The organism is Micromonospora marincola, assembly GCF_056150385.1.
Genome location: NZ_JAXCFT010000002.1, coordinates 40,248 through 63,547 on the forward strand (window position 1 = coordinate 40,248; position 23,300 = coordinate 63,547).

Below are 23,300 nucleotides of genomic sequence, written 5' to 3' on the forward strand. Positions count from 1 at the left end.
CGGTCGGGAGGCCCGACACCGATCACGCCCGTCCGCCCAGCCGCCGGCCCAGCAACCGTCCGAACGCCAGCGCCGGCGTCACCGCCATCCCCCCGCAGAACGCCGCGCCGCTTGTGGCCCCCATGCCGATGGCCTCACCGACGGCGTACAGCCCGGCCACGACCGCGCCACCGGGCCGCCGGACCCGCAGGTCGGTGTCGATGTCCAGCCCGCCGAAACTGCACAGCAGCGCGGCCACCGAGCGAAGCGCGTAGTAGGGCGGCCGGACCAGGGGATACGCGGGCTCCCGGCGGCCCAGCGGGTCCACCCCCTGCCGCACCGCGAGGTTGTACGCCCGTACCGTGTCGACAAGCCCCGGCGCGTCGATGCCCGCCCGATGGGCCAGGCCGGCCAGGTCGTCGGCGACCCAGGCCACGTCACCCCGCTGCGCCTCCGCCCGGAACCGCTCGTCCCCCCAGGCCGGCACCAGGGGCGGCCCCGCCGCCAGGGCCTCCGAGTCGCAGACGATCCAGAACTCGCCCCCCGGCTGCTCCTGCACGGCCCGCTCGTGTCCGGTGACGTCGTCGAGGTCCTCGGCGACGAACCGGCGGCCGGCCGCGTTGACCCAGATCTCCCGCGGCAGGCGCTCGACCGGCGCGAGGTGCGCCAACTCCGACCAGAAGTCCACCCGCCCCGGCTCGGAGCGGCGTTCGAGCAGGCCGAGCCGGGGGGTGTGCAGATCGGCGAAGCGGACCTCGGCCCCCAGCGGCGTGGCCAGCTCGATCGCGGCGCCGGTGGAGGTCGGCACCGCGTTGGTCACCAGCCGGGGCCCGCCCGGGGTCAGCGCGCGGAACAGCTCCGGGTTGGCGCCGTACCCGCCGGAGGCCAGCACCGTGACCCCGGCGCGGACCTCGCGGGGGCCCTCGGGAGTGTCCAGGAGCGCGCCGGTGACGGCGCCGCCGGCGCTTGTCAGCCGGGTGGCGCGCGAGCGCAGCCGCAGCGTGACCCGGCCGGCGGCCACCTGCTCGTCAAGCAGCGGACGCAGCGTCTCCCGGATCGACCGACCGTGCCCGGTCCCCCAGTAGGTCCGGGGCCGGGAGTACGGGGAGTGCCCGTGGTACACCACAGGTGTGCCCGGGGCGAACGGGAAGCCGTGCTCGTCGAGCCAGTCCACGACGCCTGCGGCCTCGTCGACCGCCAGCCGGATCAGCGCCGGGTCGCCGCGGTGGTGCCCGATGCGCAGCACGTCGGCGTAGTGCCGGTCCGGGTCGTCGTCGATGCCCGCCTGGCGTTGCCGGCGGGTGCCCGCGGCGCTCATGTGCCCGGCCGAGACGCTGAGCGTGCCGCCGATGTCGGTGGCCCCGTCGACAAGCTCGACGCGGAGTCCGGCCCGCGCCGCCTCGATCGCGCAGGGCAGGCCGGCGGTGCCGGCCCCGATCACCAGCAGGTCGACCTCCCCGCTCATCGCGCGCCGGCCCGGTCGGATCCGGGCCGGCCCGTGGTGACGAAGGACGACACCACCGCGGCGAACTCCTCCGGCACCCGCCAGGGCAGTTGGCCTGTGGTGTCGGTCAGTCGTACGGCGACCGCGTCGGGACGGATCGCCTGCGCCAGCGCGTCGCCGTCGGCAAGCATGTCCCGGGCGGCGGTCAGCAGCAGCACCGGGCAGGGCAGGGCGCGCAGGGGCTCGGTCGGGTCGTAGCCGAACGCGGCCCGGTACGCCCAGTTGTACCGCTCGAAGACCGAGGCGATGTTTGCCACCGCGAGGTTGACCAGCTCCGGGGGCCCCTCCCAGATGTCGAGGTAGCGGGCCCAGAGCTCGTGCAGGTGCCGACCGTCCGGGTCGATCGGCTTGTCCGGCGCCCAGGAGGCGCCCAGACGCTCCCGTTCGGCCCGGTCCAGCACCAGCCCCGACAGGATGGCGTGGGTGACCCGGTCGGGGCCGGCGAGCTGGGCGACCGCCAGGGCCAGCGAGGCACCGGTGTGCTGCCCGCCCACGGCGAACTCGGTGATGCCGAGGGTGTCGACGGCGTCGAGCAGCAGCCGGGCGTAGCCGGGGATGTCAAGCATGTCGCGGGGCGGGTCGGAGAGCCCGTACCCGGGGGTGTCGAAGGCGAACGCGCGCAGCGTGCGGCCGAGGGCGGGCAGGGCCGGGGCGAAGACGTTCGACGCCTGCGGCGACTCGTGGAACAGCACCACGGCGGGTCCGCCGGTGCCGGCGGTGCGGTAGTGGATCTGCGCTCCGGGCGGGCCGACGTATCCGCGCATGTCACTTCCCTCGGGGGCGGGGGGTGGGGGGTTCGGGGGGTGGCTCGGACGGGCCGGCGGTGGGCGGACGCCGTTTCGGGGCGGTCGGGCGCGCGGCGCGTCGGGCCGGGCCGCCGCCGGCCTTCCCGGCCGGTCGGCGGGCGGGCCCGACGTTCGGTGGCGCGGTGGTCGGTGGCGCGGTGGTCGGTGGCCCGACGTTCGGTGGCGCGGTGGTCGGTGGCCCGGTGGTCGGTGGCCCGGTGGTCGGTGGCGTCGCGCCGGCCCGGGGCTCACGCAGCAGGTCCGTCGGCACGGTGGGTCGACCGATCACGGTCGTCACGGCGGTCCCGCCGATCGCGGCCACGGCCCGCCGGGCGCTCTCCACCGCGGCCGTGACCGAGGCCATGTCGCCGACGAGGGAGACGGTGACGAGTCCGTCGCCGATGCGTCGCACGCCGATCAGCCGCACCTCGGCCGCCTTGCCCATCACGTCGACGGCGACGATCGAGGCGGTAAGTCCCTGTGTCTCGACCATGCCGAGGGCACCCGCATCCCACAGATCCACGTCAGTCCTTCACGTAGTTGAGCCACGCCTCGGTCTCCAGCCGGTCGACGATCGCGACGATGCTGGAGTCCACCGGCGCCTGACCGGGTTGCCGCAGCGCCAGCCGCGCGGCGCCACCCGTGGCGACCAGGACGACCTCTCCCCTGCCGGCGCCGACGGTGTCGACGGCCACGTACGGCTCCCCGGTGGGCGTCTCACCCAGGGGCGCGACGACAAGCAGCTTGGCGCCGGTAAGCGCCTCGGACTTGACGGTGCTGACCACCGAGCCGATCACCCGGGCGACACGCATGCCGAACCACCTCGTTTCTCTAGCGTCGGTGCGACCAGGGCTTCGTCTCGAACGCCCGGCGGACCGCCTCGCGGGCCGACTCCACCTCCGAGTGCAGCCCGGAGACCCACAACCGCCCGAACTGGCCGACGCCACGGACGTCGATGATCTTGACGCCGGCGGACTTCTCCACCTCGTTGCCGACCGCGGAGATGTAGGCGGCGGGCTGGCACTCGACCACGAGCATCGACTCGCCGGCCACAAGCAGGGAGCCCTTGCGGGAACGGTTGACCAACTGCGCCTGGTAGGCGTCGATGTTGGAAACGACCTTCGCCGAGACCAGCTCCGCCGGCTGCGCGTCGGCCTCGGTGATCCCGAGCAGGTCCAGGATGGTCTGACCGGCCTGACGCACGGCGTCCTGTGACATCGAGTGCAGCTCGGTCATGCCGTACTGCCGCTCCACGACCTGGGAGCCGGGGCGGACCCCGGCGGCCTTGACGGCGGCGTCGACCAGGGCGTAGACGTCGCTGCCCGGGGAGATCTCCAGGTAGAGCTCGGACATCCCCTCGACCACCGGGTCACCTGACATCACGCTGCCGAGCAGGGCGGCCATCTGCGGTTGGAGCCGGTCGACGAACGCGAAGGTGCGCAGTTCGACGTCGCTGTGGGCCATCTCAGCGCCGGCCCACGAGCAGCGCGAGGGTGCCGCTGCTGCGCCGCTCACCGCTCTGCAGGACCCGGCCGGTGGGCGTGGAGACCTCCTCGACGCACTCCCGCTTGCAGGACAGTTCGGTGCAGTCGCCGGTGAACCCGGCGTCCCGGGCGGCCTGGACCAGGTCCATGTCCCGCATCGGGCCCCAGAACGGCTCGTTGTTGTTCCAGGTGTCCCAGTCGATGAGGAACTGCACGAGCGGGTCCAGCCCGGCGTAGCCCGGGAAGTCCGCGTGGATCATCATCCCGCCCGGGGCGAGCAGCCGGTGGCACTCCCGCAGGACGGCGCGGACCGCCTCCGGCGGCATCTCGTGCAGCAGGATGTGCGAGACGACCAGGTCGAAGTGCCCCGATGGGAAGCCGGTGGCCTCGGCGTTGCGCTGCGCGAAGTGCACCTTGCGGCCCAGGGACTCCGCCCGGCCGTGGCCGTAGCGCAGCAGCGCGGCGCCGACGTCGATGCCGTGCACCTCCGCCTCGGGATAGGCGTCGACGTAGGGCAGCGTGGAGTTGCCGACCCCGCAGCCGATCTCCAGGATCCGCTTGGGGCGGAAGTCCTTGTGCACGGCCTTGAGGTAGTTGTTCACCACCGACTGGCCGTAGTCGTCGTTCAGCTCGCCCATCTGGCCGGTGGCGTAGACGTAGACGCCCCGGTCGTAGAGCGCCCCGGCGGTGACGTCGCCGGGGACGTACTCGCCCCGGTAGCCGCCGGGCATGGCGTGGATGTCGATGCCCCAGAAATACCAGGGCAGGACGAAATCGGGATCCAGATCCAGCGAGCCGAGGGTACGTCCGGTCCGCTCCGCCCTGGCCCGCAGGTCGTCCAGTTGCCGGGCGATGCTGTCGGCCACCACGTTCCAGAGCAGGTCCTGGCTCGCCCGCCGCACCGAGCTCCAGAGCTGGTAGTACGGCTCGGGTTCCATCGCCCGGCGGACCGTCTCCCGGTCCCGGGGCGGGACGCCCATCTCCTGCTGGTACCGGGGTGCGACGCGGTGCGCGTACAGGTCCCGTACCCCCGGGGTCACCTCGGTGGAGATGTGCGACTTCAAGGCCCGGACGAACGTCTCCCGGGCCAGTTCGTCGTGGTTCTCCGTCGGCAACAGGCCGTGCCGCTGCTGCTGTTTCACTTACCCTCCCCCACCTGTGCGAAGGCCTGCCGGATGACCTCCCGGTAGGACTCCGGGGTCTCCTCCCGCACGATCTCCTCGCGCCACTCGTAGAAGACCCTCAGCACCCGGGCGACGAACGCCGCCGCCTCGGCGTCTCTGGTCTCGGCGTCCTCGGCGGAGAGCGTGAAGTCGTCCACCGCGCCCCGCTCCACCACCCGCCGGTCGGCCAGCAGATGTTCCAGGGTCATCACCCGCTCGCGCAGCACCCACACCTCCGAGGTGAGGGTCACCATCGTGGAGACCAGGGCCTCCATGCCCGGCTCGGCGAAGAACTGCGGGCGGGCGCCCTTGGCCTTCTTGGGCAGCAACTGTCCGGGCAGCGGTTGGGCCTGCTCGGGGCTGCCCACCCCGGGCCCGCCGTAGGCGCCGAGCGCCCGCAGCGTCTCGGTGGCGACCGTGGAGGCGTCCGCGTCGGGGTTGGCCGACACGACCGCGGCGGCGATGGTGCGGATGGTCCGCTCCGCCTCCTCCGCGGCCTCGCAGCCACACGAGCAGCCGTCGGCGTCGTCGCAGCCGCCCTGGGGCCCGCCGGATCCGGTGCCGGCCCCGGCGGGGGCGGCAGGCGCCGGAGCCGGAGCCCCGCCCGCCGCGCCGCGCCGGACGTCGATGCCCAGCCCCCGGGCGATGTCCTGGGCGTGCGGGGAGATCAGGTCACCCGGGCCCAGCAGGACCTCGCGCGGCCCGTCCGACCGGGCGACGTCTTCGATATCGACAGCAGTCCACACCCGACTCATGTCTCAACTCCTTCGATGAGCACGCGGGCTCTGGTCAGGACTTTGTTCCGCCTCGACTCGACCCGGTCGGCAGGATCGCCTCGACCTCGTTGTGCGGGCGGGGGATGACGTGCACCGAGACGACCTCACCGAGCCGGGAGGCGCTGGCCGCCCCGGCGTCGGTGGCGGCCTTGACCGCGCCGACGTCGCCACGGACGACGACGGTGACCAGGCCACCGCCGATGTACTCGGTGCCCACCAGGACGACGGTGGCGGCCTTGACCATCGCGTCGGCGGCCTCGACCGCCGCGACCAGGCCCCGGGTCTCGATCATGCCCAGCGCGGACATCTGCAGGTCAGCCATGACAGTTCTCCTCTGCGAGTTGGTCGGCGGGCCGGTGCCCGCCGTTGCCCAGGACCGTGGCGGTCCGGAAGTGGGTTGGTCTCATCGCACGGTCACCTGCCGGGCGATGTGGTGCACGAGCGCCTCAAGCGGGGACTGCGCCGGGCGCTTGTCGCGGGTCGGCCGGTCGGTGGCGCCGGCGTCGCGGCGGCGGGCCGGCGTCGCACCGGCCCGCGGGCCGGGAGGCGTCGACTCCTGCCGCGCCCCGGGGCCGGCCGGTTCCCGGGGTGGGGCCAGTCCGGTCTCGGTCAGGCAGCGCGCCCGCAGTTCCTCCAGGGTGCCGCCCCGGTCGAAGCGGGGCAGGTCCCCACGGCCGGCGGCCAGTTCCGCGCGCAGCGCCCGGGTGCGCTCGGCGTCGACCCGGCCGTCGGCCAGGACCACCCCGTAGCGCCGGGCGCCCTCGACGGTGACCAGGCCCCGCTCGGCGTCGTGGCGGACCTGCTCGGGGTCGCGTTCGAGCGGATCGCCCCAGCCGCCACCGCCCCAGGTGACGAAGTGCAGCAGGTCGCCGGGGCGGACCGCGACGTGGTCACACTTGGCCGGGACCACCTGCCGGGAGCCGTCGGCGCGTTCCAGGATCTTCGTGCCGCGTTCGCCGGGCTCGCCGCCGAGCACGCCCCAGGGTTTGGTGAACCACCTGTCGTCATGGATCGAGACCTCGCCCGGTTCGAGGAACCGGTAGCCGACCCGGATGCCGTTGCCGCCCCGGTGCCGACCGGCGCCCCCGGAGTCCGGGACCGACTCGTAGGACTCGATGCGCAGCGGGTAGTAGGCCTCCAGGTACTCGTTCGGCACGTTCGTGAACGAGGGCCACATGGAGTGCCCGTCGAAGCCGTCGCCAACCGGTCGGGCGGGCACCCCGCCGAAGCCGATCTGGTAGAGCTGGAACCACTTGCCGTGCCGATCCAGGCCGGAGTACATCAGGTGCGGGCTGGAGGAGAACCCGGCGGCGGCGAGGAAGTCCGGCTGGCACTGCCCGAGCAGCCCGGCGAGCACGTCGAAGAGCCGACCCAGGGCATGGGTACGACAGGAGATGGCCGCCGGTCGCCGCGGCTTGAGCAGGCTGCCCTCGGGGATGCGGACGTCGACCAGGGGGTAGAACCCGTCGTTGAACAGGATCATCGGGTCGACGGCCATGATGGTGTAGACCCCGAAGAACATCCGCAGGACGTTCTCGTTGAGCAGGAAGTTGATCGAGCCCTCGGCCTGCTCGCTGGTCCCGGCGAAGTCGAGCACCACCCGGTCGCCCTCGCGCCACAGCGAGCAACGGATGCGGAACGGCCCCTCGCCGCGCCCGTCGTCGTCGACGAAGTCCTCGAAGGTGACCGGCTGCTCGGGCACGACCTGGCGGAACAGCTTCGCCATGGCCTGCCGGTTGCGCTCCAGCAGCAGCTCCAGGGTGGACAGGTAGGTGTCGGCGCCGAAGCGCTCGCAGAGTTCACGGACCCGGGTCTCGGCGGTGCGGCAGGAGGCCAGGACCGCGTTCAGGTCGGCCCGGTTCCAGCTCGGCAGGCGCACCTGGTTGAGCACGGTGTCCAGGAGCTGCTGGTCGAGCGTCCCGGCGCGGAACAGCTTCACCGGCGGGACGATGACGCCCTCCTCGTGGATCGACACGGCGTCGGTGGGCAGGCTGCCGGGGACCTTCCCGCCGACGTCGCTCATGTGACCGAACATCGCCGCCCAGCCGACAAGCGCCTTCTCGAAGTAGATCGGCAGCAGCACCAGCCAGTCGTTGGCGTGACTGATGGCGCCGTCACAGGCGTACGGATCGGAGGTGAAGAAGACGTCGCCCTCCTCGACCGTGCCGTCGTAGCCGGAGAGGAAGCCGTCGATGAACGAGCCGAACTGTCCGGCGACCATGCGTCCGCGCCGGTCGGCGATCAACGGGAAGGCGTCGTGCTGCTCGCGGATGCCGGGTGACATCGCGGTACGCAGCACCACGGCGTCCATCTCGAAACGGGCGTTACGCAAGGCGTTCTCGACGATGTCGAGCACCGCGGTCTCGACCTCGACGCCGCGCGCCGGGCGTGCTGTCTCGACGATGACCGCACTCATCGGTTCCCTCCCTGCTCGGCGGGCAGGATGAGCAGGTTGCCCAGCCTGTCGACGCGCGCGACACAGCCCGGCAGGACCAGGCTCGTGGAATCCATCTCGACCACGATCGCCGGCCCGGCCAGCTCGTTGCCGACGCGCAGGGCGGTGCGGTCGTAGAGGGCGGCCTCCTGCCAGCCGCCGTCGACGTAGACCTGCTGACGGCCGACGATCGCCTGCGCGGCGTCGCGGTCGCCGGATTCGATCTCGACCGGGGTGATCCGTTCGGCGTGCGACACCCCGACGGCCCGGATGTTGACGATCTCGTGCCGCTCGTCCAGGGCGAAGCCGAACAGGCGCTTGTGGGCCTCGTCGAAGCCGCTGCGCAGGTCGGGGATCATGGCCGTGCCCCGGCCCGCGTCGACCTCGACGGAGACCTCGAAGCCCTGGCCGTGGTAGCGCACGTCGGCCTCGTACCGCACCGACCGGGCGTCGTCGGGGACCTCGGCCCGGTCGAACTCGGTGTCGATCTGGGCGGCCAGGTCGGTGAACTCGCGCCGCAGCAGGCCCTCGTCGACGTCGTCGAGGGGGCGGACCAGGGACCTGTTGGCCTCGGCCCGCACGCCTGTCGAGGCGTCGCCGTAGGCGCAGAGCACGCCCGGCGACTGCGGAATCACCACCGGCCAGGAGCCGAGGAGCTTGGCCAGGGCGTTGACGTGCAGCGGGCCGGCGCCGCCGAAGCCGAACAGCGCGAAGCGCCGGGGGTCGTAGCCGCGCTGCACCGAGACCAGCCGCAGCGCGCCGAGCATGTTCTCGTTGACGATGTCGATGATCGCGGCGGCGGCGGCCTCCACCGACACCCCGAGCCGGCTCGCGACGGTGCCGACCGCCGTGCGGGCCTTCTCCACGTCCAGCGGCATGGCGCCGCCGAGCAGGGCGTGCGGCAGGTAGCCGAGCACGACGTTGGCGTCGGTGACGGTCGGCAGTTCGCCGCCGCGTCCGTAGGTCGCCGGGCCGGGCAGGGCGCCCGCGCTGGCCGGGCCGACCCGCAGCGCGCCGGTCAGCTCGGGGACGTGGGCGATGGAGCCGCCGCCGGCGCCCACGGTCTGCACGTCGATCGACGGGGCGCGGACGGCGAGGTCGGCCACGGTGGTCTCGCGCCTGATGGCCGGGGTGCCGTTCTCGATCAGGGCCACGTCGGTGGAGGTGCCGCCCATGTCCAGGGTGAGCAGGTCCGGGTGGCCGGCGGCCGGGCCGAGGGCCACGGCGGCGGCGACCCCGCCGGCGGGTCCGCTCATCAGCAGGCTGACCGGGATGTCCTCGGCCCGCTCGAAGGTCATCAGTCCGCCGTCGGAGCGCAGCACGCGGCGCTCGCCGAGAAGCCCCTCGGCGACAAGTTTCGCGCTGAGGTTGCTCAGGTAGGAGCTGACGCCGGGGCGGACGTAGGCGTTGGCGACGGTGGTCAGGGTCCGCTCGTACTCGCCGAGTTCGGGCAGGACCCCGGCGGAGGTGGAGACCGGCACGCCGGGGGCCTCGGCGGCGGCGATCTCGGCGGCCCGCTGCTCGTGGGCGGGGTTGGCGTAGGAGTTGACGAAGCCGATGGCGAGGGCGTCCACACCCTGGTCGACAAGCTGGCGGACGGCGGCCCGCACGGCCGCCTCGTCGAGGGGCTCGACCTGTTCGCCCCGGGCGTCGATGCGGCCCCGGACCTCGCGGACGTCCTCCAGCGCGACCAGCTCGGCCGGCCGGTCCCAGACGATCCAGCCGCCCAGGCCACCGGGGACGAACGAGCGGGCGATGTGCAGGACCTGCCGGTAGCCGACGGTCACCACCAGGCCCACCCGGGCGCCCCGGCGTTCCAGGACGGCGTTTGTGGCCACCGTCGTGCCGTGCAGGAACTGGCGGATGTCCGCCGCGCGTGCCCGGGCGTCCGCAAGGACCCGGGTGACGCCCTCGATGACGCCGACCGACTGGTCCTGAGGCGTCGAGGGCACCTTGGTGCGGCGGGTCTTCCCGGTCGCCTCCTCGATCAGAAGAACGTCCGTGAACGTGCCACCGACATCGACTCCTAGGCGGTACATCAGTGCACATCCTGCTTTCTCTCGGCTTGCCGTTCTCTCCGTCGTCGCGGCGTGGTCCCCGGCCCGGGGGTGCCGACCGGGCCGGGGGGTCACCGCGCCGGCGGGGTCAGGAGACGCTGATGTCGTAGTAGTTGACGTGGCCCTGGGAATAGCTGACGAACCCGGTCACGCCCTTCTTGAAGATGTAGTACTTCTGGGAGTCGACAAGCGGGATGGCCGGCATGTCACCCACCAGGAAGTCGTTGACCTGCTTGATCAACGCATCCCGGTCGGGCCCCGGCTGGGTCTCCAGGATCTTCCGGGAGAGGTCGTCGACGGTCGGCGAGCTGTAGTTCTGCAGGTTGGTCAGCCCACCCGTGGAGTAGAAGACCTGCAGGTAGTAGGCGGGGTCGGGCACCAGCGGGGTGCTGGTGGCCAGCCAGCTCTGGAGCTTGCCCTCACGCTTGGCGGTGTCGAAGTCCGCGCCGGAGGCGACGTTGTTGAGCTTGACCTCGATGCCGACCTTGGCCAGTTGCGAGCGCAGCAGGACGGCGACCTGCTCGCTGTGCGCCCCGACGTTCGCCGCGTTGTAGGCCAGCTCCATCGGGAAGCCGTTGGGCAGGCCGGCCTCGGCCAGCAGTTGCTTGGCCCGGTCGAGGTTCTGGGCGAAGGGCTGGCTGGCCGCCGGGGCGCCGAAGTCGTCGTGGATGAAGTCGTTCGAGGGCGTCGCGTAGCCCTGGTACGCGGAGTCGACGATCGCCTTGCGGTCGACGGCGTAGGAGATGGCCTCACGGACCCGCTTGTCGTCGAAGGGCTCGGCCTTGAGGTTGGGCACAAGCACGTCGATGTTGGGGTAGAGCACCCGCTCCAGCCGGGCCTGGTCGCTCTCCTCAAGCGAGGAGAGCTGGTCGAAGGTCATCGCGGTGGCGATGTCGACCTGCCCGCTCTGGGCCAACTGGAGCCGGTTGGAGGTGTCGGCGACGGCGCGGACCACCACGTCGGTGACCTTGGGCTTGCCCCGGAAGTAGTTCTCGTTGGCGGTGAGCCGGACCTCCTTGCCCGGGTCGAACGAGCGCACCTGGTACGCCCCGAAGGTGGCGGTGTTCTCCCCCAGCCACTTGTAGGCGTACGGGTCGTCGGCGGTGGCGTGCTTCTTGGCCTCCACCGAGTCGTAGATGGTCATGAAGAAGGTGCTCAGGATCGACACGCTCACCGCGTTGGGCTTGGCGACGTTGATCGTGAAGTTCTTGTCGTCGGTGACGGTGATCGGGTTGGCGGTGTCCCAACCGCCGATGCCCATCAGGATCTTGGCGATCGGTACGCCGGTGCTGTTGACCATGCGGTCGACCGACCACTTCACGTCGTTGGAGGTGATCGGGTTGCCGAACTGGCTCTTGGCCTCGCGCAGCGTGAACGACATCTTCTTGCCGCCGTCGTCGAGCTTCCAGGACTCGGCGAGTTCGGCCTCGATCTGGTCCGGCGTCTGGAGTTTCGTCGCGCCGGCCTCGGGCTTCTTGAAGCGCACCAGGGTCCCGGCGGTGTTGGGGAGCAGGTCGATCGAGATGAAACCCTGGTAGCGCTCGGAGTCGAGACTCGACAGGACTCCGGGCGCGGCGATGGTGAGCGCCTGGCTGGTGCCGGCGTCAGACTTTTCCGCATCGTCGGCGCCGCAGGCCGCGAGAGCCAGGCTCGCCACGGCGAGCACTGCCACGGCCCGCACCCGCACGGAACGAATTCCCATGCCGACACCTCCACATTGTGTGCAAGCTTGAATATGTCTAGTGCAACGAACCTGGTAAAGCGGATAACACGAGCGATGCTTGTATACAAGTTGGCCCCTGTCAAGGCTCCGACCAGCCAGATCCCCGGAGCTGACCGCACCGACGCTCACGCCGATGCTCACGCCGGGCGACGGGCCAGGAACCGACCGGCGTCCTGCCGACCGACGAATCGCCCACGACGGGCGATCAGCTCGCCCCGCAGGTAGACCGCCTCGACCCGGCCGGGCACGTGCCACCGCTCGAACGGGGTGTAGTCACAGTTCTGCGTCATCGTCTGGGCCAGCACCACCGAGGCCGCCTCCGGGTCGAGCACGACCAGGTCGGCGTCGGCGCCCCGCCTGATCACCCCCTTGGTCGGATACAGCCCGAACCGGCGGGCCGGCTCGGTGCAGGCCACCTCGACGAAGCGCGACAGGCTCAGCCGCCCGGGGCGTACGCCGTGGCCGTAGAGCAGCGGAAGCCGGTGTTCGATGCCCGGCGCCCCGTTGGGGATCCGGCGGAAGTCCTCGGCTCCCAGGCTCTTCTGCCCGGCCATGCAGAACGGGCAGTGGTCCGAGCTGACCACCCCGAGGGTGCCCGCCCGCAGCCCCTGCCAGAGCGCCTCCCGGTGCTCGGCGGTACGCAGCGGCGGGCTGACGACGTACTTGGCCGCCTCGAACCCGGGCTGGTGGTAGAGGTCGGCGTCGAGCAGGAGGTAGTGGGTGCAGGTCTCGCCCGCGATCGGCCGGCCCGCCCGCTGGGCCTCGGCCACGGCGGCGACCGCGCCCGCGGTGGACAGGTGCACGAAGTACAGCGGGGCGTCGGCCAGGTCGGCGAGCATGATCCCGCGCCGCACCGCCTCCACCTCGGTCTGGGGTGGCCGCGACAGCAGGTGCGCAAGCGGTCCGGTGCGGCCGGCCCGGACCAGCCGCTCGGCGAGGACGTCGATGACGTGGCCGTTCTCGGCGTGCACGCAGAGCGTGGCGCCGAGGCGGGACGACTCGGTCAGGATGGAGAAGAGCTGCCCGTCGTCGAGCATGGCCAGGCCCTTGTAGGCCATGAACACCTTGAAGCTGGTCACGCCGTCGGCGACCGCGAGCGCCATGTCCGCCACCAGGTCCGGGTAGGGCGAGGTGACTGCCAGGTGGAAGCTGAAGTCGATGGCGGACCTACCGCCGGCCCGTCCGGCCCACCGGGCCAGCACCTCCGGCAGGCGCTCGCCGGCGCGCTGGAAGGCGTAGTCGACGTACGTCGTGGTGCCGCCCACGGCGGCGGCCCGACTGGCCGAGGCGTGGTCGTCGGAGGTGATCGTCCCCATGAACGGCGTATCCATATGTGTATGCACATCGACGCCACCGGGGATGACGATCTTCCCTCGGACGTCTACCGTCTCGATGTCCGCCGATGCGGGAAGCCGGCCGACACTCTCGATGCGCCCCGAGTCCACAAGCAGGTCAGCGCGGTGGACGCCGTCTTCGGTGACCACCGTGCCTCCGACGAGACCGAACCTTCGCGGCATCTCTTCCCCGTTCGGTGCAGATGAGGAAACGCGAGTGACAGGCAGGCTAGGCAGTGGACCGTATACAACTTGCCGGGGTGGCACAAGGAGTCGACCCGACTCCCTCCCGAGGCCGGCGGGCCCCGTCGCCATCCCCGCCAAACATCCTCTTGCATACAGAACACTCCGCCACGATCATCGGAAGTGGCGAAGTTAGCTGCTCAATCCCACCTTCTCCCACGACGCCCTAGACGGGCACCGTCAGATTACATACAATCTGGCGCAACCTGAAGGAGGTCGCCGTGACTCATTCCGGCAAGCGACGGGTCGTCATCGAGCAGGTACCCCAGCGGGTGTGGCGGGCACCGGACCTGCCCTTCGGACTACTCGTGCGGCAGATCAACGCCGACCCCGAGACCGGCGCGCAGACGCTCGTCGTCGACGTCCCGCCCGGCTGGCAGATGCCCGAGCACTGGAACGGCGCCGACATCGAACTCCTGGTCCGCGACGGCGACCTGAGCATCGCCGGGCGCCAGTGCCGGCGCGGGCACTACCTCTTCCTGCCCTCCGGCACCGAGATCGGCCCGGTCTCCTCGGCCGAAGGCGCCACCTTGATCTTCTGGACGGACTCGCCGTTCGAGGTCCGCACGGACGAACGGCCCCCGCCGTCGAAACCGCTCGGTGAGACCGTCGACCTGTTCGACCCGACCAACTGGCTGCCCGTCCAGGAGGCGTTCGCGGGAGTGACCGACACCAGCAGCCATGGTGACCTCGAGGTCCCCACCCAGTGCATCAGGTTGCGCAAGGTCGAGGAAACCGGCAAGGACACCATCCTGTTCGTCCTGCCGCGCAACTTCGCCAAGACCGCGCTGGAGTTCCACCACAGCACCGAGGAGATCTTCTTCCTCGGCGGCTGGTGCGCCACCGACCCGGAGCACGTCTACCGCACCGGGGAGTACCTGTGCTGGGAACCGGGCGTCATCCACGGCGTGGTCACCGGCTGGGAGGCCATCTGCCTGTCCAAGCACCACGGCCCGCTGACCAGCCCACAGATCCCGCTCGGGGCGACGAGCGTGGACGCCGAGCGGTGACGGCGCTGCCCGGCCACGGCCGCCGGATCGCCGCCGACGCCGGGGCCGGGGCCGGCATCGCACGCCCGGCGTTCGTCGTGCACCGCGACGAGCTGGCCTACGAGCTGATCTCCAGCCTCAACCACAACGCCGACGACGAAGGGCTTGTGCACCGCCTCGTCGACAGGCAGCTCACCGGCGACCCGGAGTGCGAGTTCCTCACCGGGATCTACCGCATGGAGCCCGGGATGACCCACCCGCCGCACCTGCACGCCGACTCGGCCGAGTTCTACTACGTGCTGTCCGGCACCGCGCTGTTCCGGGTGGCCGACCAGGAGTTCGAGGCGGGCACGGGCACCGCGATGTACATCCCCGCCGGTGTCGCCCACGCCATCTCCACCGGCGGCGGGCACGACATGGAGCTTCTCTACTCCTTCAGCACCCCGGACCTGAGCGGGATCGGCACCCGGTGGCTGTAGCCGCCGCGGACGGACCCGGCACGGATCAGGCCAATCGCAGGAACGGATCCGGCGACGCTCGGCGCGTCGGCTGACGAAGGGAACTACGGTGCGCAGCATCGAGCACTGGATCGCCGGGGCGCCCGTCACCGGCACCGACTACGCCACCGTGAACCAGCCCGCCACCGGGCAGCCCCAGGCCCGGGTCGCGGTCGGCGGGCAGGCCGAGGTCGACCTGGCCGTCGCGGCGGCGGTACGGGCCTTCGAGTCGTGGAGCGAGATGTCGCTGTCCCGGCGGACCAAGGTCCTGTTCCGGATGCGGGACCTGGTGGAGCGGCACGAGGACGAGCTGGCCCGGCTGGTCACCGCCGAACACGGCAAGACCGTCGAGGACGCCCGGGGCGAGGTGATCCGGGGCCGGGAGGTCATCGAGTTCGCCTGCGGCATCCCACAACTGGTCAAGGGGGCCTACTCCGACCAGGTCTCCACAGGCGTGGACTCGTACTCGCTGCGCGCCCCGCTCGGGGTCTGCGCCGGCATCACCCCGTTCAACTTCCCGGTGATGGTGCCGATGTGGATGCACCCGATCGCCATCGCCTGCGGCAACACCTTCGTGCTCAAGCCCAGCGAACGCGACCCGTCGGCCGCCAACCTGGTCGCGCAGCTCTACGCCGACGCCGGCCTGCCCGACGGGGTCTTCAACGTGGTGCACGGCGGCAAGGCGGCGGTCGACGCGCTGCTCGACCACCCGGACGTGGCGGCGGTGTCGTTCGTCGGCTCCACCCCGATCGCCAGGTACGTGCACGAGCGCGCCGCCACCTCCGGCAAGCGGGTCCAGGCCCTCGGCGGGGCGAAGAACCACGCCGTGGTGCTGCCCGACGCCGACCTGGCCGACGCGGCGCGGCAGATCACCTCGGCGGCGTACGGCTCGGCCGGGCAGCGGTGCATGGCGATCTCGGCGGTCGTGGCGGTCGGCTCGGCCGGCGACGAGCTGGTCGAGCTGCTGGACAAGGAGGCTTCGACAATCGTGGTGGGCCCCGGCGACCAGGAGTCCGCCCAGATGGGACCGGTGGTCACCGCCGAGGCTCGCGAGCGGGTCATCAGCAGCGTCGACGAGGCGCAGCGGGCGGGGGCGACGGTCGTCGTCGACGGCCGCGCGCTGCGGGTGGACGGGCACGACGAGGGATACTTCGTCGGCCCGTGCCTGCTGGACCGGGTGACCCCGCAGATGTCGGCGTACCAGCAGGAGATCTTCGGACCGGTCCTGGTGGTGCTGCGGGCGCAGAGCCTGGACGAGGCCGTGGCGATCATCAACGCGAACCCGTTCGGCAACGGCACCGCGCTGTTCACCTCCGGCGGTGCGGCGGCCCGCCGCTTCGTCCGGAGTGTCACGGTCGGCATGATCGGTGTCAACGTTCCGCTGCCGGTGCCGATGGCCTACCACTCCTTCGGCGGCTGGAAGGCGTCACTCTTCGGCGACACGCACATCCACGGCCCGGAGGGGGTGGCGTTCTACACCCGGGGCAAGGTCGTCACCAGCCGGTGGCCGGGCGGCACCGAGACGTTCCGCTCGGACTTCCACTTCCCCACCGCCACCTGAGTCGGCCAGCGCCGTCACCGATCCTGGTGGACGTGGTACGCGGAGATCCGCTCCCGAATGGCCTGTCGCTGCGGGTCGTCGGTGTCGTCGAGCAGGTCGAGGGCTTCCCGGCCCCGGCGGAGAGCGCTGTCGTGGTCGCCGACCGCACGGAGGGCCTCCGCCAGCACGGCGAGGGCGCGCGCCTGGCGTAGCGGGTCGGCCAGTTCGTCGCCGATCACCCGGGCCAGGGTCGCGTCCGCCAGCACGCCTCGGTGCCGCCCCAGGCGTAGTTGGGCCTCCGCCGAGATGATGAGGGCGTCGCAACGGATCGTGTCGTCGGTGACCCGGTCGTGCAGGTCCAGAGCGGCGCGGCCGAGGTCGAGCGCGGTCTCGGGCTGGCCCGTGTCGAGGCTGAGCTCGGCGAGCCGAACGTGGTTGAGGCTTCGGCCCCGAAGCGAGCCGATCCGGTCCCAGATGGCGAGTGCCTGCTGGTAGAGGAGACGGGCCTGGTCGTACCGTCCGAGCTGGCGGTGGGCGTCACCGAGGTGGTAGAGCGTGTACGCCTCACCTGTCGCGTCCCCGGCCGCGCGACAGTCGGTCAGGACCTCCTCGAAGGTCTCGATCGCGGTGGTGGTCGCCCCGGTCCGCAGGTGCACGGAGGCGAGATTGTGCCGGCAGACCGTCTGCAACTCGGCGAAGCCGTTCTCCTCGGCGAGACGCAGAGCCTCGGCGAACAGGCTGCCGGCGCGGTGGTAGTCGTGGGCGGTGAAATAGGTCGCCCCGAGGTTCGCCAGGGTGCCCACCCGGCCCGGGTGGTGGCCGTCGGCAGTCGCGGCGTCGAGGGCGATGTGCAACATCTCCCGCATGTCCTCCTGGCTCCCGGAGCGGTCGAAGACCTCGTGGACCGTGTCGACGGTCTGCCAAACGTGCCTGTGGAAACCCTCCGCCGCCGCGCTGCGGACCAGGGTCAGCACGTTTGTCCGTTCCGTCTCGCACCAGCGCAGGGCGGCGCCGTCCGAGGTGAAGGTCATCGGTGTCACCGCGCCCGGTTCGGGCAGGTCGGGCACGGGTGTGCGGTCCGGCTCCAGGGCGGTGACGGCGTTGACCGCGGTGAGCAGATACCAGTCCAACAGCCGGCGCAGTGCCGCGCGTCGCTGCTCGGCGGGCTCCTCCGCCCGGGCCCGGTCGGCGGCGTACCGGCGCAGCAGGTCATGCATCCGATACCGGCGGACGGTGTCGTGGCTGACCAGGTGGGCGCGGGCGAGTCGGTCGAGGACCCGTTCGGCGACGGCGACGTCCACCGCCAGCATCGCCGCCGCGGCCTCGGCTCCGATGGTGCCGCCCGGAAAGAGACCGAGGCTCAGGAAGAGCCGGGCCGGCATCGGCGCGAGCGCGTTTACCGACCAGGCGAAGACGGTCCGGAGGGTCATCTCGTCGGTGTCGTCGCCCTCGATGTCGAGCAGCCGGCCGGCGAGTTCGTCGGCCAGGTCGCCGAGCCGCGCCTGGGGCCGGGAGACCACGTGCTCACCGATGACCCGCAACGCGAGCGGCAGCCCGCCCGACAGCCAGGCCAGCGTCTCCAGTGCCGCGGGCTCGGCGTCGGTGCGTCCGGATCCGATGATGCGGCCGAGCATGTGATGTCGTTCGGGGTGCGACAGCGGTGCGACGGTGAGGCTGCGGATGCCGTGCCGAACACTCAACCCGCGGAGCCGATTGCGGCTGATCACCACCGTGAGGCTGGTGTCGGAGCGGGGCAGGAGCTGCTGTGCCTGGTCGGAGTCGACGACGTTGTCAAGCACGACGAGCATCCTCCGCCCGTCCATCAGACGGTGGTACAGCTCGACGCGCCGATGGGCGTCGGCGGGCACCCGATCCGCCGGCACACCGAGGGCGACGAGGAAGCGGTGCAGCGCTTCCTGTGCGCCGACGGGGAGCACCGGGCCGTGTGCCTCCGCGTTGAGGTAGAGCTGCCCGTCGGGGAACCACCCCTGCCGGCGATGCCCCCAGTGCCCGGCGAGGGTGGTCTTGCCCACCCCGGGCATCCCGGTCAACACCACCACCTTCGAGGTGCCCTCGCCGGCGGCGAGGGCGTCCAGTTCGTCAAGTAGCCCGCTGTGCCCGGTGTAGTCGGGTACGTCGTTCGGCAACTGCCGGGGCACCGGCACCGCCGCGTCCTCGGCGGCGAGGTGGTTCCGGGCGGACGCGGTGGGCGGGAGATCCGCGATGTCGAGCACCGGATCGGTCCGCATCGCACGGCGGTAGCGGCGGCGATAGGCAGCGAGGAAGTCCCGCGCGTCGTAGGTGCGACCGGCCGCGTGCAGTGCGGTGATCCACAATCTCGCCAAGCCCTCGTCGAGTGGGTTATCGATCAGCAACGGTTCCAGCCGGGCCAGCACCCGGTTGTGCTGGCCGGTAGTCAACTCGCTTTCCGCCAGCATTTTCGCCGCGCCGAATTGCCTTTCGCGCATATCCCGCCGAAGGTGTTCGCACCGCGCCCCGCGCAGGTCCGCGAGCGGATCGCCCCGCCACATCTCGTCCGCTCTGGTGAGCAGGGCGACGCACCTGTCGTGCTGATCCCGGTCGACCGCCTGCCGCGCCTCGGCGGTCAACCGCAGGAAGCGGTGGTAATCGACCAGATCAGGATCGACGGCCAGCCGGTAGGCGCCGGTACCGGGCACCCGCACCAGGGCATCCTGCAGGTCGACCGCCCTCAGGGCGGCCCGCAGACGACTGGCAAGTGTGTAGAGCAGCGGGCGGCGAGCATCGACAGCCGAGTCCTGCCACAGAAATTCCACGATCGTCTCGACCCGTACCGGATTGTCGGCGTGATAGAGAAGGACGGCGAGTAGGCCGCGCTGCTTTGCCGTACCCAGCGGGATCGACCGCCCCTCGACCGTAAGCTTCGTGGGACCCAGAATCGCGAACTCCATCAGCTCCGCCCCCCATTCTTGATCGACACGTGCCTATTTTATTCTCGTTCCAGCGGTCAAGCGCTTCAAACCTTTCTCCACGGAATCAAAAATCAGACATCCCACTTCCCAGCCCTCTGCAAGCCCGCTGCAAGGCAACCGGCAAGCTGATCCGCAACCGGCCCCTCGACGCTGAATCCCGCCGACATTCAATGCTGGAGGGACATCAATGACGTCACCGGAATGGTCATCCACCCCCGTTGGCATCGACGCCCACCACTGGGCAAGCCGGTCAGGCTGCCGGACGGTGCTCGTCGTGGCGCACACCATCGCGAGCTGCCGGCGGCTCCTGGACGTGATCGAGTACGTCGAGAGCGACCCGAGGGTGCAACTGGTCTTCACGGTGGCGCCGGATGTCTTCAACCACCAGGTGAAGCGGTTCCTCGACCGGCTGGGCGCGCTCGTCCTCCCCTGGCACCAGGCCGTCCGGGAACGGTTCGACCTGGGTCTCGCCGCCGCCCACGGCGGACTCCACCAGGTGCACGCGCCCCTGCTCCTGATGGCACACGGGGCAGGGCACGGCAAACGGGTGCGCCCCGGGCCGTACGGCGGACCGGTGCTCGCGGACCCGCCGGTGTACGGCCTCGACGCGCAGCGACTGACCCATGGCGGGCGGGTTCTCCCGACGGCCCTCGCCCTCTCCCACGATCACGAGTTGGAGGTGCTGCGCCGGCAGTGTCCGGAGGCGGTCGAGGCCGCCGTGGTGGTCGGCGACCCCTGCGCCGATCGGCTCGTCGCCAGCCTCCCCCGGCGGCGGGACTACCGGCGGGGCCTGGGGTTGGGCGAGCGGCAGGAACTCGTCGTGGTCTCCTCCACCTGGGGCCGGGACGGCGTCTTCGGACGGTGGCCCGACCTGCTGCCGCAGTTGATGACGCAGCTTCCGGCGGGCCGGTACCGGATCGCCGCGCTGCTGCACCCGGCGGTCTGGGACGCGCACGGACACCGCCAGATCCGCGCCTGGCTGCGGGACTGCCTTGACGTCGGACTGCTGCTGCCCGACCCGACCGAGGACTGGTGCGGCCCGGTGGTCGCCGCCGACCACGTCATCGGTGACCACGGCTCCGTCACCGCGTACGCCGCCGCCATCGGACGCCCGACCCTGCTGCTACCCGCGCTGCGGTCGGTGCCCGCCGCCGGCACGCCCCAGCACCTGCTGGCCGCGAACGCCAACCGCCTGGATCCACGCCTACCGCTCCCGCCCCAGCTCTCCCACCCCACCGGAGTCGACAGACAGGCGGTGATGGCCGCGCTGACCAGCCGTCCAGGGGAGGCCGGCGTGTTGTTGCGACGCACCATGTACCGCCTGCTCCGGCTGACCGAGCCCGGCCGGCACCGGCAGTCGGGCCCCGTGCCGGTGCCCGGCCTCAGCCGTCGGGAGGTCCGGCATGACCTCGCCGGCTGAGCCCGTCGTCGTCGCGCTGTCGGCCTGCGGACAGGCACCGCGCCCGGTCCGATTGGCCGACGTCGTCGTGACCATCGTCAACGACGGCGACCCGGCCGAAATCGGCGCGGGCCTGCTGACGGCGTATCCCGGGCTGGCCCTCGCAGTCGTCGGCACCCCGGCGGAGGAGGTCGCCGTCGGGGTACGCGGCGGCCCGCCACTTCGCCTCGGCCGGTTGGCCGCACCCGGTCGGCTGACGATCGGGCTGCTCACCGTTGCGGCTCGACTGCTCCACGGTCGGTGGGTCACCGGCACCCTGTACCGCCGGCGCGCCAACGGGGACGTGCTATCGCTCGTCCGCGTCGCCGCCCAGCTCGTCCAGCCGACGGAGCACGTCGGGCAGCCGGGGCGCGGCGAGTGCGGCGAAGACGGCGGCGGCCTCCCGATAGTGCCGTCGTGCGGTCTCGTCGTCGCCGCGCCGGCGGGCGATGCGGCCGAGCAGGAACAGCGCCTCTGCCCGTTCGCTGTCGGCTCCGAGTTCGGCCATCCGGCGTACCGCCTCGGTTGCCGACTCCTCGGCGGCGTCCAGGTCGTCGGTGCCGAGGTGGGCATCGGCCAGGCCGATCAGCACCCGGGCGGCGTTGTAGGGGTCGACCTCGGACAGCTCGGCGAAGATCTGCCCGGCCTCCACCAACAGCGGTAGCGCCTCGGCCGGCCGGCCGGTCCGGGTCCGGAGCATGCCCAGGTTGAGACAGGACAGGCCCACACTCCGGACGTTCGGCAGGGTCCGCCTGCCGGCGAGGACCCGGGTGTACGCCTCCGCCGCCAGTTCCTCCCGGCCGGTATCGGCATAGAGGGTGGCCAACCCCTCCTCGGCGTCGATGACGCCCTGGGCGTCGCCCACCTGCCGATACCTGTCGACCGCCGCCCGACCATGTCGCTCGGCCGCCTCGTGGGCGCCGAGGCGGCTGTGCGCCCGACCCAGCCGTTTGAGCATGACCGCCTCGGCCCACACGTTGCCCCAGGCCTGGGCGGCCCGCACACCACGCTCGTCGATCTCCAGCCGGTCCTGGTAGCCCTTGAAGTAGAGGAGCAGTGGCCAGGCCACGTCGCTGAGGTGCCAGGCCAGCTCGTGCAGGCCCAGGTCGAAGGCGACCCGGCCGGCCTCCAGCAGGTTGCTCCGCTCCCGATCCAACCAGCCGAGGGCCGCAGCCCGGTCGGAGAACTCGGGTGGCCCGTCCAACGCCTGTTGGCAGGCGTACGGCAGCCGCCGTCGGTAGGGGGTCACCACGAGGTCCGCCCGACCGGCGGCGGCGAGGTAGAACTCCAGCATCGTGCGCACCGCCGCCTGTCGGGCGTCGGGCGGGTCTTCCTGCTCCGACATCTCACGCGCGTACAGCCGGAGCAGGTCGTGGTAGCGGAAGCGATCCTCGGCCACCTCCTCCAGCAGGTTCGCGTCCAGCAGCTCCCCCACCAGGATGCCCGCCCGGGCCGCGCCGGCCCCACCCGCTCCGGCCACCGCCGCGATCAGCTCCATCCCGAACTCCGGCCCCGGGTGCAGGGCCAGCCTCCGGTACAGCGTCGACGCCTCCGGCGCCAGGGCCTGGTACGAGAACTGGAACGTCGTCCTGATCGACAAACCGTCCACCACCGAGAGCCGGGTCAGCCGCTGCGCCTCGTCGGCCAGCTCGGCGACCATCCGACGAACCGTCAACTTGGGACGTGAGGCCAGCCGCGCCGCCGCCACGACGAGCGCGATGGGCAGACCGCCGCAGATTCGCGCCAACTCCTCGGCCGGCGCGGACTCGCGGAGAATCCGCTCCCGGCTGACGGCCCGCCCCAACAACTCCACCGCTTCCGGAGCCGGCAACGGACCCACCTCGACCAGGCGTGCGCCGTCGGGCAGCAACCCGGTCAGTCGCCGGCGGCTGGTCACCACGACCACCGCCGACGCCGACGCCGGTAGCAGCGTTCTGACCTGAGCTGCCGAGTACGCGTCGTCGAGGACCACAAGCAGGGAACTGTTCGCGGTCACCGTGCGGTAGAGGGTGACCTGTTCGGCCAGGTGCGGGGGAATCCGGTCCGGGGCCACCCCCAGGGCGCGGAGGAAGGCGGCGAGCGCCACGCCCGGGTCCAGGGGCTCGGCGCCGCTGAACCCCCGCAGGTCCGCATAGAGCTGCCCGTCCGCGAAACGGTCCATCCTGCCGTGCGCCCACTGCCTCGCCAGAGCCGACTTTCCCACGCCGCCCGGCCCGAACAGAACGGCGACGAGGTTTCCCCGCTCGGCGAGATACCCGTCCAGCGCGGACATCTCGCTCGTTCTGTTGGTGAAGTTCGGCGACGGCGCCGGTAGCTGCCGGGGGATCGGGGAACGGTCGACGCGAGCGCCACCGAAATGCACACCGCCGTGGATGACACCGGCCTGGACGCTCAATCCGGACA

General features: G+C 71.6%; 18 protein-coding genes. 4 read left to right on the top strand and 14 right to left on the bottom strand.

Annotation, left to right across the window (positions count from 1 at the left end; translation table 11 throughout):
- Positions 1–22: 22 nt before the first annotated feature.
- From SM450_RS04580 to hydA, 12 genes are all read right to left on the bottom strand, one after another.
- On the bottom strand, positions 23–1,444 hold the full coding sequence (locus SM450_RS04580) for an FAD-dependent oxidoreductase (RefSeq protein ID WP_474618409.1): 1,422 nt from the start codon (positions 1,442–1,444) through the stop codon (positions 23–25).
- Positions 1,441–2,247 carry an alpha/beta fold hydrolase gene (locus tag SM450_RS04585; protein ID WP_474618410.1) on the bottom strand — a complete coding sequence of 269 codons (807 nt, stop codon included), beginning with the start codon at positions 2,245–2,247 and terminating at the stop codon, positions 1,441–1,443. The genes SM450_RS04580 and SM450_RS04585 overlap by 4 nt, the downstream gene beginning before the upstream one ends.
- Position 2,248: 1 nt before the next feature.
- The gene (locus SM450_RS04590; RefSeq protein ID WP_474618411.1) at positions 2,249–2,761 is read right to left on the bottom strand and encodes a BMC domain-containing protein; all 513 of its coding nucleotides are present in this window, start codon (positions 2,759–2,761) and stop codon (positions 2,249–2,251) included.
- Positions 2,762–2,792: 31 nt separating this feature from the next.
- Positions 2,793–3,080, bottom strand: coding sequence for a EutN/CcmL family microcompartment protein (locus tag SM450_RS04595; protein ID WP_474618412.1), 288 nt, complete (start codon positions 3,078–3,080; stop codon positions 2,793–2,795).
- A 19-nt stretch (positions 3,081–3,099) separates the two neighbouring features.
- The gene (locus tag SM450_RS04600) at positions 3,100–3,732 is read right to left on the bottom strand and encodes a hypothetical protein (RefSeq protein WP_474618413.1); all 633 of its coding nucleotides are present in this window, start codon (positions 3,730–3,732) and stop codon (positions 3,100–3,102) included.
- Position 3,733: 1 nt separating this feature from the next.
- Positions 3,734–4,894 carry a class I SAM-dependent methyltransferase gene (locus SM450_RS04605; RefSeq protein WP_474618414.1) on the bottom strand — a complete coding sequence of 387 codons (1,161 nt, stop codon included), beginning with the start codon at positions 4,892–4,894 and terminating at the stop codon, positions 3,734–3,736.
- The gene (locus SM450_RS04610) at positions 4,891–5,670 is read right to left on the bottom strand and encodes a hypothetical protein (protein ID WP_474618415.1); all 780 of its coding nucleotides are present in this window, start codon (positions 5,668–5,670) and stop codon (positions 4,891–4,893) included. Before SM450_RS04610 ends, SM450_RS04605 begins: the two co-directional genes overlap by 4 nt.
- A 34-nt stretch (positions 5,671–5,704) precedes the next feature.
- Positions 5,705–6,004 (bottom strand): ethanolamine utilization microcompartment protein EutM, encoded by a 300-nt coding sequence (eutM, locus tag SM450_RS04615; protein ID WP_104114777.1) that lies wholly within the window; start codon positions 6,002–6,004, stop codon positions 5,705–5,707.
- A gap of 90 nt (positions 6,005–6,094) precedes the next feature.
- Positions 6,095–8,107, bottom strand: coding sequence for a hydantoinase B/oxoprolinase family protein (locus SM450_RS04620; RefSeq protein WP_474618416.1), 2,013 nt, complete (start codon positions 8,105–8,107; stop codon positions 6,095–6,097).
- The gene (locus SM450_RS04625; RefSeq protein ID WP_474618417.1) at positions 8,104–10,164 is read right to left on the bottom strand and encodes a hydantoinase/oxoprolinase family protein; all 2,061 of its coding nucleotides are present in this window, start codon (positions 10,162–10,164) and stop codon (positions 8,104–8,106) included. Before SM450_RS04625 ends, SM450_RS04620 begins: the two co-directional genes overlap by 4 nt.
- Before the next feature lie 106 nt (positions 10,165–10,270).
- The gene (locus SM450_RS04630) at positions 10,271–11,884 is read right to left on the bottom strand and encodes an ABC transporter substrate-binding protein (RefSeq protein WP_474618418.1); all 1,614 of its coding nucleotides are present in this window, start codon (positions 11,882–11,884) and stop codon (positions 10,271–10,273) included.
- Between the two features lie 158 nt (positions 11,885–12,042).
- Positions 12,043–13,554 carry a dihydropyrimidinase gene (hydA, locus tag SM450_RS04635; RefSeq protein WP_474618419.1) on the bottom strand — a complete coding sequence of 504 codons (1,512 nt, stop codon included), beginning with the start codon at positions 13,552–13,554 and terminating at the stop codon, positions 12,043–12,045.
- A 149-nt stretch (positions 13,555–13,703) separates the two neighbouring features.
- On the opposite strand from hydA, the gene SM450_RS04640 reads away from it, so the two are divergent.
- From SM450_RS04640 to SM450_RS04650, 3 genes are all read left to right on the top strand, one after another.
- Positions 13,704–14,492, top strand: coding sequence for a cupin domain-containing protein (locus SM450_RS04640; RefSeq protein WP_474618420.1), 789 nt, complete (start codon positions 13,704–13,706; stop codon positions 14,490–14,492).
- Positions 14,489–14,950 carry a dimethylsulfonioproprionate lyase family protein gene (locus tag SM450_RS04645; protein WP_474618421.1) on the top strand — a complete coding sequence of 154 codons (462 nt, stop codon included), beginning with the start codon at positions 14,489–14,491 and terminating at the stop codon, positions 14,948–14,950. The genes SM450_RS04640 and SM450_RS04645 overlap by 4 nt, the downstream gene beginning before the upstream one ends.
- 88 nt (positions 14,951–15,038) lie before the next feature.
- The gene (locus SM450_RS04650) at positions 15,039–16,529 is read left to right on the top strand and encodes a CoA-acylating methylmalonate-semialdehyde dehydrogenase (protein ID WP_474618422.1); all 1,491 of its coding nucleotides are present in this window, start codon (positions 15,039–15,041) and stop codon (positions 16,527–16,529) included.
- 14 nt (positions 16,530–16,543) lie between these two features.
- Here SM450_RS04650 and SM450_RS04655 read toward each other — a convergent pair whose 3' ends face one another.
- The gene (locus SM450_RS04655) at positions 16,544–19,438 is read right to left on the bottom strand and encodes an AfsR/SARP family transcriptional regulator (RefSeq protein WP_474618423.1); all 2,895 of its coding nucleotides are present in this window, start codon (positions 19,436–19,438) and stop codon (positions 16,544–16,546) included.
- Positions 19,439–19,733: 295 nt separating this feature from the next.
- On the opposite strand from SM450_RS04655, the gene SM450_RS04660 reads away from it, so the two are divergent.
- Entirely contained in the window at positions 19,734–20,879 is a 1,146-nt protein-coding gene (locus SM450_RS04660; RefSeq protein ID WP_474618424.1) for a hypothetical protein, read from the top strand.
- A 325-nt stretch (positions 20,880–21,204) separates the two neighbouring features.
- On the opposite strand, the gene SM450_RS04665 is transcribed toward SM450_RS04660, so the two are convergent.
- Complete coding sequence (locus SM450_RS04665; protein WP_474618425.1) at positions 21,205–23,169, bottom strand: tetratricopeptide repeat protein; 1,965 nt, start codon at positions 23,167–23,169, stop codon at positions 21,205–21,207.
- Positions 23,170–23,300 lie beyond the last annotated feature (131 nt).

Bases quoted from the DNA above. Each gene is read 5' to 3' on its own strand.
- SM450_RS04630 (WP_474618418.1), bottom strand. From the start codon at position 11,884: ATGGGAATTCGTTCCGTGCGGGTGCGGGCCGTGGCAGTGCTCGCCGTG.
- SM450_RS04610 (WP_474618415.1), bottom strand. From the start codon at position 5,670: ATGAGTCGGGTGTGGACTGCTGTCGATATCGAAGACGTCGCCCGGTCG.
- SM450_RS04585 (WP_474618410.1), bottom strand. From the start codon at position 2,247: ATGCGCGGATACGTCGGCCCGCCCGGAGCGCAGATCCACTACCGCACC.
- SM450_RS04600 (WP_474618413.1), bottom strand. From the start codon at position 3,732: ATGGCCCACAGCGACGTCGAACTGCGCACCTTCGCGTTCGTCGACCGG.
- SM450_RS04625 (WP_474618417.1), bottom strand. From the start codon at position 10,164: ATGTACCGCCTAGGAGTCGATGTCGGTGGCACGTTCACGGACGTTCTT.
- SM450_RS04655 (WP_474618423.1), bottom strand. From the start codon at position 19,438: ATGGAGTTCGCGATTCTGGGTCCCACGAAGCTTACGGTCGAGGGGCGG.
- SM450_RS04620 (WP_474618416.1), bottom strand. From the start codon at position 8,107: ATGAGTGCGGTCATCGTCGAGACAGCACGCCCGGCGCGCGGCGTCGAG.
- SM450_RS04595 (WP_474618412.1), bottom strand. From the start codon at position 3,080: ATGCGTGTCGCCCGGGTGATCGGCTCGGTGGTCAGCACCGTCAAGTCC.
- SM450_RS04665 (WP_474618425.1), bottom strand. From the start codon at position 23,169: ATGTCCGCGCTGGACGGGTATCTCGCCGAGCGGGGAAACCTCGTCGCC.
- SM450_RS04580 (WP_474618409.1), bottom strand. From the start codon at position 1,444: ATGAGCGGGGAGGTCGACCTGCTGGTGATCGGGGCCGGCACCGCCGGC.
- SM450_RS04590 (WP_474618411.1), bottom strand. From the start codon at position 2,761: ATGGTCGAGACACAGGGACTTACCGCCTCGATCGTCGCCGTCGACGTG.
- hydA (WP_474618419.1), bottom strand. From the start codon at position 13,554: ATGGCGACGGGGCCCGCCGGCCTCGGGAGGGAGTCGGGTCGACTCCTT.